A 12,193-nucleotide genomic window follows, 5' to 3' on the forward strand; every position below is an offset into this window, starting at 1 on the left:
GTACCGTTTCCGCTAGCGCACCGGCCGCCCCAGCCAGGCCGCGAGGCGGGTGTACACGTCCGCCCCCTCGGGCGCCGGCCGCACCGGCCCGAACGGCACGCCCTCGCCCCGCCGCTCGGCAGGCAGGAACTGCTGGGCCCAGTCCAGGACGGGCTCAGCGAGCTCCTGGTCCAGCGGCAGCGGGTGCCCGAGCGCCTCGGACAGGTCCCAGGTGTGCGTGACCGTCTCCAGCACCATCCCCGACGCGAGGTAGCCCCGGCCCGGGAGCTTCCCCCACGGCAGGTCCACCACCCGGTCCAGCGCCGCGTCGTCGGCCCAGCCGGCCGCCAGGCGCGCCCGCGCCTCGTCGTACGCGCTCCCCCAGGCGTCGTCCGCGACGTCCGTCGGCGGCCGGCCCCACACCACGTCGCCGGTCTCGCCGATCGCCGCCCCGTCGCGCGCACCCACCACCAGATGCGCGAGCAGGGCGCGGACGTCGAACTCCGCACACGGCGTGGGGTCGCCGAGCCGGTCCGCCGGCACGGCGTGGACCAGCGCCGACAACTGGGCGGTGGCACGGTCGAGGAGGGGGCGGGGGTCGAAGGCGGTGTCGGTGGCGTTCACGGGCTGCTCCCTGTCCGAGGTGGTCGAATCCGGCCGGGGCGACCCGGCCAGGACAGAGCTTGCGCGCATAAGCTGACACCTGCCGTCATGTTTTCCCGCGATCGTGAACGGTGTGCCGGACGGCATGCTGGGCGGCGTGAAATCCGATCGTCTGCTGTCGATACTCCTGCTGCTCCAGACCCGCACCCGGGTGCCCGCCGCGGAGCTGGCCAAGCGCCTGGAAGTCTCCGTGCGCACCATCTACCGCGACGTCGAATCGCTGTCCGCCTCCGGCGTGCCCGTCTACGCCGAGCGCGGCCGGCACGGCGGCATCGCGCTGCTCCCGGGCTTCCGCACCGACGTCACCGGCCTCACCGCCGACGAGGCGCGCGCCCTGTTCGTCCTCGCCGCCCCCGGCACGCACTCCGCCCTCGGCCTGGAGGGCGCCCTCGGCTCCGCGCTGCGCAAGGTCATGGCCGCCCTGCCCGCCCCGCACCGCCCCGCCGCCGAGGCCACCAGCCGCCGCGTCCTCGTCGACCCCGTCCGCTGGCTGAGCACCCCGGCCCCCGCCCCGGCCGTCGACGTGGAGGACCTGCACACCGCCGTCCTCACCGACCGCCGGCTGCGCCTGCGCTACCGGCACGGCGGCCAGAGCGACCCGCGCACCTACACCGTCGACCCCTACGGCCTCGTCGCCAAGGCCGGCGTCTGGTACCTCGTGGCGGACCGGCGGGGGCGCCCGCAGCTGTTCCGGGCGGACCGCGTCGCCGCCATGACCCTCACCGACGCGCCCGTCCGCCGGCGCGTGGGCGTGGAGCTGGCGGACGTCTGGGACGTGCTGCGCCGCGGCGTCGAGCAGCGGCCGGCGGAGCTCGTGGTCACCGCCCACGTCCGGCGCTCCCGCCTCGACATGTTCCTGCGCATGGTGGGCCCCCAGCTCACCGGACCGCCCTCCGACGGCGACCCGGCCACCGTGGAGCTCGCCCTGCCCGAGGCCCGCTCCGCGCGGGCGCTGCTGGCCTTCGGGCCGGATGTGGAGGTGCTCTCCCCGCAGGCCGTGCGCGAGGACCTGGCCCAGCTGGCCGCGGCTGTCATGGCGCAGTACGCACCCGCCGCGGGCGGCACCGGGCCCGGCCGCGCGGGGGAGGGGGGAAGGCCCGCTACCGGCCCGGGCCCCAGCTCGTAGAATCGTGCCCACCATGGCCTACCTCGACCACGCCGCCACCACCCCGATGCTTCCGGAGGCGGTCCAGGCGATGACCGCCCAGCTGCCCCTCGCCGGAAACGCCTCCTCGCTGCACGCCGCCGGGCGCCGTGCCCGCCGTACCGTCGAGGAGGCGCGCGAGTCGCTCGCCGCGTCGCTCGGCGCGCGGCCCAGCGAGGTGGTCTTCACCGCGGGCGGCACCGAAGCCGACAACCTGGCCGTCAAGGGCCTGTTCTGGGCTCGCCGCGCCGCCGACCCGGCCCGTACCCGCGTCCTGGCCAGCCCCGTGGAGCACCACGCCGTGCTCGACGCCGTCGACTGGCTCGCCACCCACGAGGGGGCGACCGTCGAGTACCTGCCGGTCGACTCCTACGGGCGGGTGCACCCCGACGCGCTGCGCGAGGCGATAGCCCGCGAGCCCGGCGACGTCGCCCTCGCCACGGTCATGTGGGCCAACAACGAGATCGGCACGATCATGCCGGTGCGGGAACTGGCGGCCGTCGCCGCCGAATTCGACGTGCCGCTGCACTCCGACGCGGTCCAGGCCTTCGGCCAGCTGGACGTGGACTTCGCCGCCTCGGGGCTGGCCGCCATGACCGTCAGCGGCCACAAGATCGGCGGCCCGTACGGCATCGGCGCGCTGCTGCTGGGCCGCCGGTACGCGCCCGTACCGCTGCTGCACGGCGGCGGCCAGGAGCGGCACGTGCGCTCCGGAACGCTGGACGTGCCCGCCGTCGCCGCCTTCGCGGTCGCGGGCACGCTGGCCGCCGAGCGCCGCGAGGGCTTCGCGCACGAGGTCGGGGCGCTGCGGGACCGGCTGGTCGAGGGCGTACGAGCGGCCGTGCCGGACGCCGTGCTCGGCGGCGACCCGGACCCGGCGGGCCGCCTTCCGGCCAACGCCCACTTCGCCTTCCCCGGCTGCGAGGGCGACTCCCTCCTGCTGCTGCTGGACGCCCAGGGCATCGAATGCTCCACCGGCTCGGCCTGCACGGCCGGGGTGGCCCAGCCCAGCCACGTCGTGCTCGCCACCGGGACGGATCCGGAGCTGGCGCGCGGGACGCTGCGGTTCTCCTTGGGGCACACGTCGACGGAAGCGGACGTCGCCGCGGTGGTCGAGGCCATCGGCCCGGTGGTGGAACGGGCGCGGACGGCGGGGCTGAGCTGAAATTCAGCCCGTCCGGCGATTGAGGACACGCGGCGGAGCCGCGTCCTGGGGGCCGAGGGGGCGCGGCCCCTCCGGAAACGCCCCGTACCCTGGTAGGGCTATGACTGACTTCCCGGGTGCCCCCGACCTCACAGCCCCCCGCAAGGGGCTCCGCGTACTCGCCGCCATGTCCGGCGGCGTCGACTCCGCCGTCGCCGCGGCCCGCGCGGCCGAGGCGGGCCACGAGGTGACGGGCGTGCATCTGGCGCTGTCCGCGAACCCGCAGTCCTTCCGTACGGGCGCCCGCGGCTGCTGCACGATCGAGGACTCGCGCGACGCCCGCCGCGCCGCCGACGTCATCGGCATCCCCTTCTACTGCTGGGACCTCGCCGAGCGCTTCCGCGAGGACGTGGTCGAGGACTTCGTCGCCGAGTATGAGGCCGGGCGCACCCCGAACCCCTGCCTGCGCTGCAACGAGAAGATCAAGTTCGCCGCGCTGCTGGACAAGGCCCTCGCGCTGGGCTTCGACGCCGTCTGCACCGGCCACTACGCCACGGTCGTGCTCAACGAGGACGGCACCCGCGAGCTGCACCGCGCCAGCGACATGGCCAAGGACCAGTCCTACGTCCTGGGCGTCCTGGACGAGCGGCAGCTGGCCCACGCGATGTTCCCGCTGGGCGACACGATCACCACCAAGGACGAGATCCGCGCCGAGGCGGAGCGCCGGGGCCTGGCGGTCGCGAAGAAGCCCGACAGCCACGACATCTGCTTCATCGCCGACGGCGACACCCAGGGCTTCCTGGCCAAGCGCCTGGGCAAGGCGGAGGGCGACATCGTCGACGAGTCGGGCGCCAAGCTCGGCACGCACGAGGGCGCGTACGGCTTCACCATCGGCCAGCGCAAGGGCCTGCGCATCGGCCACCCGGCCCCGGACGGCAAGCCGCGCTACGTCCTGGACATCTCCCCGGTGAACAACACGGTCACCGTGGGCCCGGTGGAGGCCCTGGACGTGACGGCCCTGACCGCCATCAAGCCCCGCTGGTGCGGGGTGGCCCCGCAGGGCCCCGGCACCTACACCGCCCAGCTGCGCGCGCACGGCGGCGAGACCGAGGTGACGGCGGAGCTGGTGGACGGCGAGCTGCGGGTGGGCTTCGCGGAGCCGGTGCGCGGTGTGGCGCCCGGCCAGGCGATCGTCCTCTACGACGGCACGCGCGTGGTCGGCTCGGCGACGATCGCGTCGACGGTGCGGGCCACGACGGACGCGGCCCGCACCGCCTGACGGCTTCCTGGCGGCATTACGCCGCCCGACCGCTTCAGCCCGCGGTCCGCGTCACGCTGGAGACCTCGCAGCGGACCGTGCCCGACGTGCCCGCCTTCGGAACGAACGGCTGGGAGACGTCGAGCGTGTCCGTCTTGCCGGGGCCGACCCACGGGATGGACGGGTTGCGGGTGCCCAGGAGCTCGCGGTCCGGGCCGTAGAACTTCACCGTGAGGCGGTAGTCGTACTTCTGCGTGGCGCTGCTGTTGGTGGCCTCGATCTTCGCGGTGATGCCGAGGCGGTCGGTGTACTCGCAGCTGCGGATCTTGATGTCGCGCATGGCGCTGTTGCCGCTGCCGCTGCCACCGCCGATCGTGGACGTACCGCCCGAGGTGGTGGAGTCGCCCGACGTGCCGGAGGTGGTGGTGCCGCCCGAGGTGGTGCCACCGGTCGTCGTGCCGCCGCCGAAGGTGCCGCCGGAGCTGCTGTCGCCGCCGGTGGTGGTGCCACCCGAGGTGGTGGTGGACGAACCGCCCGAGGAGGAGCTGCTGCTGTGGCTGGAACCGCCGCCGCAGCTGCCGCCGTGGTGCCCACGGGCTCCGGTCAGGGCGACGACGCAGATACCGAAGATGGCGGCCGCGCGGACATGACGAAGCTTCACGCTGAGAACTCCCCCGATGAAGTGGCTTGAAGACGTTGTTGCTTTGACGAGCGCACGTCACGCTAACAACGTTCTTACATGGCGCCAAATCCCGGCGGGGCCTTGCGACTTCTGTGACATGGCCGCGACATAACTGGTCCTGAAATGGGGCGGGGGGTCGCCGAAATCAGGTCATTGGCCGCCATGTCCGGCGGGCGCTCAGCCCGTGCTGCGCGACACGGTGGCGACCTCGCACTTGGCGCCGCCGGCGGACGCGCCCGCCTTGGCGGTGTAGGGGGCCGACACGTCGGCGGTGTCCATGCGACCGGGACGGACCAGGAGGAAGGACGCCTTCTGCTCGGTCAGCGGCTTGCCGTCCGGGGCCGTGAGCTTCACGGTGACGTCGTAGTTGAAGGTCGACGACGCGCTGGCGTTCGTGGCGCTCACCGTGGCCGTGACGCCCTTCTTGTCCGCGTACGCGCACTCGGAGATCTCGACGTCCTTGCGGGCGTCGCGCGCGTCGTCGAGGCCCGCCGAGCTCCCGGCGGCGGATTTCTGCTCCGACTCCGCTGAAGACTCCTGACCGCCCGACCCGCCGCTGCAGCCGCTCGCTCCGGTGAGGGTGAGGACGGCGATTCCGAACGCGACGGCGGGGCGGATCATACGAAGCTTCACAGTGGCTGCTCTCGCTGGACGACAGGAACGGCGAGCGGCGTCCGATACCGGCGCCCTCGACGAGTCCGTCACGCTAGGCAACCCGTCCACGGACCGCCATACCGGCGGTAACACTGTGACGCAGTCGCGACCTAACAGATCCCGGAACCTGATCAGAGATGGCCGAAAACAGTCCATAGTGTCCGGGTCCGGTCCATGGGCCCGCGCTAGGGCAAGCTGGGGGCATGGCAACACATCTGATCACCGGTTCCGGCTCGGGCATCGGCGAGGCGGTCGCCCGGCGGCTGCACGAGCGCGGCGACGAACTGTGGCTCGTGGCGCGCGACGCGGGCCGGGCCAAGGAGCTGGCCGCCCGCTTCCCCGGGGCCCGCACCCTCGTGGCCGACCTGGCCAACCCCGACCGCCTCTCCTGGGCGCTCAGCCACCAGGACGTGCCCGACCGCCTCGACTCGCTGCTGCACATCGCCGGCGTCTCCGACCTCGGCCCCATCGGCGAGCTCACCACGAAGACCTGGAACCGCACCCTCGCCGTCAACCTGGTCACCCCGGCGGAGCTCACCCGCCTGATGCTGCCCCAGCTGCGGCTGTCGCGCGGCCACGTGGTCTTCCTCAACTCCGGCGCGGGACTCAACGCGCGCGGCGAGTGGGGCGCGTACGCCGCGAGCAAGCACGGGCTCAAGGCGCTGGCCGACTCCCTGCGCGCCGAGGAGCACACCAACGGCCTGCGCGTCACCAGCGTCTACCCGGGCCGCGTGGCGACCCCCATGCAGGCGGACGTGCAGCGGCAGGAGGGCGACGAGTACACCCCGGGCAAGTGGATCGACCCCGCCTCCGTCGCCACGACCGTGCTGCTCGCGCTCGACCTGCCGCGCGACGCGGAGGTCCACGACCTGACCGTGCGCCCGGGGTACTCCGGAGGCTGATCTCCGGGCGCCGGGTTGCGTACCCTTCCTGGGTGAGCGAGAAGAACAAGGCGATGTGGGGTGCCGGCACCGCGACCGGCGTCGGTTCGATGCCGGGGACGGACGCCCGGGAGGCCGCCAAGACCGTCACGGGATCCCTGGAGACGCTGCCGCACCTGCCGGAGCTGCCCGCGCGCGGGCCCGGCGCGGACATGATCGGCCGGACGGCCGGGATGCTGGTGGAGGTCTTCGCCCACGTGGAGCCCAGCGGCTGGCGCATCAGCGACCGGCCCGGGCGCGACACCCGCCGCGCCCGCTCCTGGCTGGGCGAGGACCTGGACGCGCTCGAGGAGTTCACCCAGGGCTACGAGGGTCCGCTCAAGGTCTCGGCCGTCGGCCCGTGGACCCTGGCGACCGCGCTGGAGCTGCGCGGCGGCGAGGCGGCGCTGAGCGACGCCGGGGCGTGCCGGGACCTCACCGCCTCCCTCGCCGAGGGGCTGCGGGGCCACCTCGCGGAGCTGCGCCGCCGGATCCCGGGGGCGCACCTGGTGCTGCAGCTGGACGAGCCCTCGCTGCCCGCCGTGCTGCGCGGGCAGGTGCGGTCCGCCAGTGGCTACCGCACGTACCGCGCGGTGGACCGGGCCGTGGTCGAGGGCGCTCTCAGGGAGCTGGCCGCGGTGGCGGAGCGGGAGGCGGGCGGACGCCTCGTCGTGCATTCGTGCGCTCCCGGTGTGCCGTTCGCGCTGCTGCGGCGCGCGGGCGTCACCGGCGTCTCGTTCGATTTCTCGCTGCTCACCGAGCGTGAGGACGACGCGATCGGTGAGACGGTCGAGGCCGGTACCACGCTGTTCGCGGGCGTGGTGCCCGGCGTGGACGGCCCATTGTCAGACCCTGCCGGTAGCGTCATGGGTGTCAGGACGCTGTGGCGCAGGCTGGGGCTGTCGCCGGGGACTCTCGCGGAGTCCGTGGTGGTCACCCCGTCGTGCGGGCTCGCGGGTGCTTCGCCCGCATATGCCCGTACGGCCCTCGCCCACTGCGTCCGGGCGGCGAAATCACTTGCGGACAACCCTGAGTGACGGCGCTCATGGAGCAACGGGAGGACGAGACGGTGGCTGTCGAACAGCAAGGCGAAGAGCTCGAAGCGCTCGCGGCGCAGGCCGCGGTGCCCGCGAAGGCGCGGGAGAAGCACGCACTGCTGGCCGAGCAGGTCGAGGAGCACCGCTTCCGCTACTACGTGAAGGACGCCCCCGTCGTCAGCGACGCCGAGTTCGACACGCTCCTGCGCGAACTGGAGGCGCTGGAGGAGGAGTATCCGCCGCTGCGCACCCCCGACTCGCCCACCCAGAAGGTGGCGGGGGCGTATCAGACGGAGTTCACCTCCGTCGAGCACCGCGAGCGCATGCTCTCCCTCGACAACGCCTTCGACGACGAGGAGCTGGCCGCCTGGGCCGACCGCATCGCCAAGGACATCGGCTCCGGCGCCGGCTACCACTTCCTGTGCGAGCTGAAGGTCGACGGCCTCGCCGTCAACCTCACGTACGAGAACGGCCGGCTCACCCGTGCCGCCACCCGCGGCGACGGCCGCACCGGCGAGGACATCACGCCGAACATCCGCACCATCGACGAGATCCCCGAGCGGCTCAAGGGCGACCGCGTCCCCGCCCTCGTCGAGGTGCGCGGCGAGGTCTACTTCCCGATGGAGAAGTTCGAGGAGCTCAACGCCCGCCTGGTGGAGGCGGGCAAGGCCCCCTTCGCCAACCCGCGCAACGCGGCGGCGGGCTCCCTGCGGCAGAAGGACCCGCGCGTCACCGCCACCCGCCCGCTGCACATGGTGGTGCACGGCGTCGGCGCCCGCGAGGGCTTCGACATCGAGCGCCAGTCCCAGGCCTACGAGCTGCTGCGCGAGTGGGGCCTGCCGACCGCCGCCCACGCCCAGGTGGTCGACTCCCTCGACGACGTCCGTACGTTCATCGCGCACTACGGGCAGCCGAAGGTCCGGCACTCCATGGAGCACGAGATCGACGGCGTCGTCGTCAAGCTCGACGAGATCCCCCTGCAGGGGCGGCTCGGCTCCACCGCGCGGGCCCCGCGCTGGGCCATCGCCTGGAAGTACCCGCCCGAGGAGGTCAACACCAAGCTCCTCGACATCCGCGTCGGCGTCGGCCGTACCGGGCGGGTGACCCCGCAGGCGGTCTTCGAGCCCGTCACGGTCGCCGGTTCCGAGGTCGAGTTCGCCACCCTGCACAACCAGGACGTCGTCAAGGCCAAGGGCGTCCTCATCGGTGACACCGTCGTCATCCGCAAGGCGGGCGACGTGATCCCCGAGGTCCTCGGGCCCGTCGTCGACCTCCGCGACGGCACCGAGCGGGAGTTCGTGATGCCCGCCGAGTGCCCGGAGTGCGGGACGGGACTGCGCCCGATGAAGGAGGGGGACATCGACCTGCGGTGCCCCAACGCCCGCTCGTGCCCGGCCCAGATCCGCGAGCGGCTCTACTACCTGGTCGGCCGCGAGTGCCTCGACATCGAGAACTTCGGCTACGTGGCGGCCAGCGCCCTCACCCAGCCCCTGGAGCCCGCCAGCCCGCCCATGGTGAACGAGGGTGACCTCTTCGGCCTGACCATCGACGAGCTGCTGCCCATCAAGTCGTACGTCCGCGACCCCGACAGCGGCCTGCCCAAGCGCGACCCCAAGACGGGCGAGGCGAAGATCGTCACCTTCTTCGCCAACCAGAAGGGCGAGCCGAAGAAGAACGCCCTCGCCATGCTGGAGAACATCCAGGCCGCCAAGGAGCGCCCGCTCGCCCGCGTCATCAACGGGCTGTCCATCCGCCATGTGGGCCCCGTCGCCGCGGCCGCGCTGGCCCGCGAGTTCCGCTCGATCGACCGCATCGCCGAGGCGAGCGAGGAGGAGCTCGCCGCCGTGGACGGCGTCCAGGCCACCATCGCCACCGCGGTCCGGGAGTGGTTCGCCGAGGACTGGCACCGCGAGATCATCGAGAAGTGGAAAGCCGCCGGCGTCCGGATGGAGGAGGAGGCGGGCGAGGACGAGGGGCCGCGTCCGCTGGCCGGACTCACCGTCGTCGTCACCGGAACGCTCACGGGCTACACCCGCGACGCCGCCAAGGAGGCGCTGCAGGGGCAGGGAGCGAAGGTGACCGGTTCGGTCTCGAAGAAGACCGACTTCGTGGTGGTCGGCGACAATCCCGGTTCGAAGTTCGACAAGGCGATGCAGCTGAAGGTCCCCGTCCTGGAAGAGGACGGCTTCGCCGTCCTGCTGAGCGACGGCCCCGAGGCGGCGCGCGCGGCCGCCGTGCCCCAGGAGGTCACCCCCGCGGAGTAATGCCCGCATAGTCAGTGGGCATTACCCCTACAGCGCATACCAGATGGCTCCAGAAGGCCGGAACGCATTCGGGCAACCGCTGCCGATCGCTGCCCGCCGTAGCCTTCTGCGGCCTACTGTTGGGATGTGCGCCTGCCGTGGCGCGGGCACCGCCGGCTGTGAGAGGGACGGGCATGAAACCCACCGACAGCGCCGAACCGGAATCCCGGCTGCGCCGGCTCTCCTCGCCCGCGCTGCCGACGACCTGTCTGGCGCTGGCCGCGCTGGCGCTCGGCGGGGGCACCTTCCACGCCCTCACCTCGGGCCGGGCGCTCTTCCCCGGCGGGGCCGTCGGCTGGTCGCTGGCGACGCTCACCGCGCTCATCGTCGTCCATCTCGTCGCCCTGGGCCGCGACCGCTGGTGGGGCGGCACCGGATCCGGTGCCGCCCTCACCCTGGCCGTCCTGCTGCTCTACGGCTGGCTCCCGGCCGTCCTGATCAGCATCGCCGTCGTCACCCTGGTGGCGGCCGCCCGGCGGCACCGCTGGCGGCAGGCCTTACTCCACGGCGCGGTCGACATCCTCGGCATCGCCGCCGCCGGGGTCTCGCTCGTCGCCTGGGGCGTCAGCGCCTCCGTCGAGGACCCCTGGCTCCCCGACACCTGGCGGCTCGCCGCCGCCCCCAGGATCGCCCTCGCGGCCTTCCTCTACCTCGCCGTCACCCGCGCCCTGCTCTGGTACTCGATGGCCCCGCGCTCCTCGCTCGCCAGCATCGCCCGCACCGCCCTCGTACGGCAGGCACTCGTGGGCATCGCCCTGCTCGGCATCGCCCCGCTGATCGCCGTCGTCGCCGACCACTCGCCCCTGCTGCTGCCGCTCTTCGCGGTGCCCCTGATCGCGCTGGACTCCACCCTGTGGATCGCCCGCGCCCGGGCCGAGGAGCAGCTGCGCGACCCCCTCACCGGCCTGCACAACCGCGAATGGCTGCTGCAGCGCACCTGGAACGCCCTGGACGAAGCCGAACAGGCGGGCGAGCGGGCCGCGCTGGTCCTGATCGACCTCGACCGCTTCCGGTCCGTCAACGACACCCTCGGCCATCTCGCCGGCGACCGGCTCCTGCTGCAGATAGCGGAACGCCTCCTCCTGGCCCTCCCGCGCGACGCGGAGGCCGCCCGCCTCGGCGGAGACGAGTTCGCGGTGCTGCTGCCCACCACCGACTCCCTCACCAGCGCCCAGCGCGTGGCCCGCGACCTCGTCGCCGACCTCGGCTCCCCGCTGGACCTCGACGGGCTCACCCTCGTCCTCGAGGCCAGCGCCGGCGTCGCCGTCTACCCCGACCACGCCCTCGACGCGGAGGGGCTGCTGCGCCGCGCCGACGTGGCGATGTACCAGGCCAAGCGCGACCGCAGCGGCGTCGAGGTCTACGAGGCCCGCCGCGACGGCAACACCCCCGACCGGCTGGGCCTGTTGGGCGACCTGCGCCGTGCGCTGGACGCCGGCGACGTCGAGCTGCACTACCAGCCCAAGGTCGGCTTCGACGGCCATGTGGAGGGGCTGGAGGCCCTGGTGCGCTGGGTGCACCCCGAGCGCGGCCGCGTCTCCCCGGACGAGTTCATCGCGATAGCGGAGTCGTCCGGGCTGATGCCGAGGCTGACCGAGTACGTCCTGGAGACCGCGCTGTGCCAGGTCGCCAAGTGGCGTGCGATGGGCCTGGAGGTGCCGGTGGCCGTCAACGTCTCCCCGCGCGACGTTCACACTCCGGGGTTCGCGGGTTCGGTGGCCGCCCGCCTTGCCCGGCACGGCGTCCCGCCGGGGGCGCTGCAGCTGGAGATAACCGAACACGTCCTGCTCGAGGACCCGCAGCGGGCCGCCGACACCCTCGCCGGGCTCACCGGCCACGGCGTGAAGATGTCCCTCGACGACTTCGGCACGGGCTATTCGTCCCTGGTCCACCTGCGACGGCTGCCGGTGAGCGAGCTCAAGATCGATCGCTCGTTCGTCGCCCGCCTGGCGATCGACAACGAGGACGCGGAGATCGTCCGCTGCACCCTCGACCTCGCCCACTCGCTGGGGCTCCTCGTCGTCGCGGAGGGCGTGGAGGACGACGAGACCTGGGAGCGGCTGCGCGACCTGGGCTGCGACGCGGTCCAGGGCTGGCTGGTGGCCGCCGCGATGCCGCCGGACGAGACGACTGCCTGGCTGCGGCTGCGCAGCACCTCCGGCTGGCGCCGGGAGGACGAGCCGCTGCCCGCCACTGCCGACGAGCCGCTGGCCGCCACCGCCGACGAGGACGCGGACCAGCCCGTCACCTAGGCCGGCGGGAGTCGACGCAGGCAGCACGCAGGGAGCACGCAGGTGGGTGGGAGCCGTCCCCCGGCCGGGGCCGGAGGAGGGATTTGCGGCCTTCGGGAGGACCGGCCGGACCGGCGCGGGGAAACCGTTTCGCAGGCACGCTCCCCGGCGCCATAGG

General features: G+C 73.3%; 10 protein-coding genes. 7 read left to right on the forward strand and 3 right to left on the reverse strand.

From position 1 onward, the window contains the following. Positions 1–12: 12 nt before the first annotated feature. Positions 13–603: a TIGR03086 family metal-binding protein gene (locus tag AB4K12_RS18105; RefSeq protein WP_368435135.1), complete on the reverse strand. Its 591-nt coding sequence runs from the start codon at positions 601–603 to the stop codon at positions 13–15. Between the two features lie 136 nt (positions 604–739). Here AB4K12_RS18105 and AB4K12_RS18110 point away from each other — a divergent pair, with 136 nt between their 5' ends. The 3 genes from AB4K12_RS18110 (at position 740) to mnmA (ending at position 4,209) form a co-directional block, all read left to right on the forward strand. Continuing rightward, complete coding sequence (locus AB4K12_RS18110; RefSeq protein WP_368435136.1) at positions 740–1,768, forward strand: helix-turn-helix transcriptional regulator; 1,029 nt, start codon at positions 740–742, stop codon at positions 1,766–1,768. A gap of 13 nt (positions 1,769–1,781) precedes the next feature. Beyond that, positions 1,782–2,951: a cysteine desulfurase family protein gene (locus tag AB4K12_RS18115; protein ID WP_368435137.1), complete on the forward strand. Its 1,170-nt coding sequence runs from the start codon at positions 1,782–1,784 to the stop codon at positions 2,949–2,951. A gap of 100 nt (positions 2,952–3,051) precedes the next feature. Further along, positions 3,052–4,209, forward strand: coding sequence for a tRNA 2-thiouridine(34) synthase MnmA (gene mnmA / locus AB4K12_RS18120; protein WP_368435138.1), 1,158 nt, complete (start codon positions 3,052–3,054; stop codon positions 4,207–4,209). A gap of 34 nt (positions 4,210–4,243) precedes the next feature. Here mnmA and AB4K12_RS18125 read toward each other — a convergent pair whose 3' ends face one another. Continuing rightward, positions 4,244–4,849, reverse strand: coding sequence for a hypothetical protein (locus AB4K12_RS18125; RefSeq protein ID WP_368435139.1), 606 nt, complete (start codon positions 4,847–4,849; stop codon positions 4,244–4,246). A 198-nt stretch (positions 4,850–5,047) separates the two neighbouring features. Continuing rightward, positions 5,048–5,491: a hypothetical protein gene (locus AB4K12_RS18130; protein ID WP_368435140.1), complete on the reverse strand. Its 444-nt coding sequence runs from the start codon at positions 5,489–5,491 to the stop codon at positions 5,048–5,050. Positions 5,492–5,727: 236 nt separating this feature from the next. Between AB4K12_RS18130 and AB4K12_RS18135 the strand changes: the two genes are divergently transcribed. From AB4K12_RS18135 to AB4K12_RS18150, 4 genes are all read left to right on the forward strand, one after another. After that, entirely contained in the window at positions 5,728–6,426 is a 699-nt protein-coding gene (locus tag AB4K12_RS18135; protein ID WP_368435141.1) for an SDR family oxidoreductase, read from the forward strand. A gap of 32 nt (positions 6,427–6,458) precedes the next feature. Then, complete coding sequence (locus AB4K12_RS18140; protein WP_368435142.1) at positions 6,459–7,481, forward strand: methionine synthase; 1,023 nt, start codon at positions 6,459–6,461, stop codon at positions 7,479–7,481. An 8-nt stretch (positions 7,482–7,489) separates the two neighbouring features. Then, a complete protein-coding gene (ligA, locus tag AB4K12_RS18145) occupies positions 7,490–9,745 on the forward strand; it encodes an NAD-dependent DNA ligase LigA (protein ID WP_368435143.1) in 2,256 nt (751 codons plus the stop codon). Positions 9,746–9,918: 173 nt separating this feature from the next. Then, on the forward strand, positions 9,919–12,036 hold the full coding sequence (locus AB4K12_RS18150) for a putative bifunctional diguanylate cyclase/phosphodiesterase (protein WP_368435144.1): 2,118 nt from the start codon (positions 9,919–9,921) through the stop codon (positions 12,034–12,036). Positions 12,037–12,193: the final 157 nt, after the last annotated feature.

Origin of the sequence: Streptomyces sp. C36 (assembly GCF_040932295.1) — a bacterium.
GTDB lineage: Bacteria > Actinomycetota > Actinomycetes > Streptomycetales > Streptomycetaceae > Streptomyces > Streptomyces triculaminicus.

Excerpts from the sequence above, each read along its gene's own strand:
- AB4K12_RS18115 (WP_368435137.1), top strand. The coding sequence starts at position 1,782 with ATGGCCTACCTCGACCACGCCGCCACCACCCCGATGCTTCCGGAGGCG.
- mnmA (WP_368435138.1), top strand. The coding sequence starts at position 3,052 with ATGACTGACTTCCCGGGTGCCCCCGACCTCACAGCCCCCCGCAAGGGG.
- AB4K12_RS18130 (WP_368435140.1), bottom strand. The coding sequence starts at position 5,491 with ATGATCCGCCCCGCCGTCGCGTTCGGAATCGCCGTCCTCACCCTCACC.
- AB4K12_RS18135 (WP_368435141.1), top strand. The coding sequence starts at position 5,728 with ATGGCAACACATCTGATCACCGGTTCCGGCTCGGGCATCGGCGAGGCG.
- ligA (WP_368435143.1), top strand. The coding sequence starts at position 7,490 with ATGGAGCAACGGGAGGACGAGACGGTGGCTGTCGAACAGCAAGGCGAA.
- AB4K12_RS18150 (WP_368435144.1), top strand. The coding sequence starts at position 9,919 with ATGAAACCCACCGACAGCGCCGAACCGGAATCCCGGCTGCGCCGGCTC.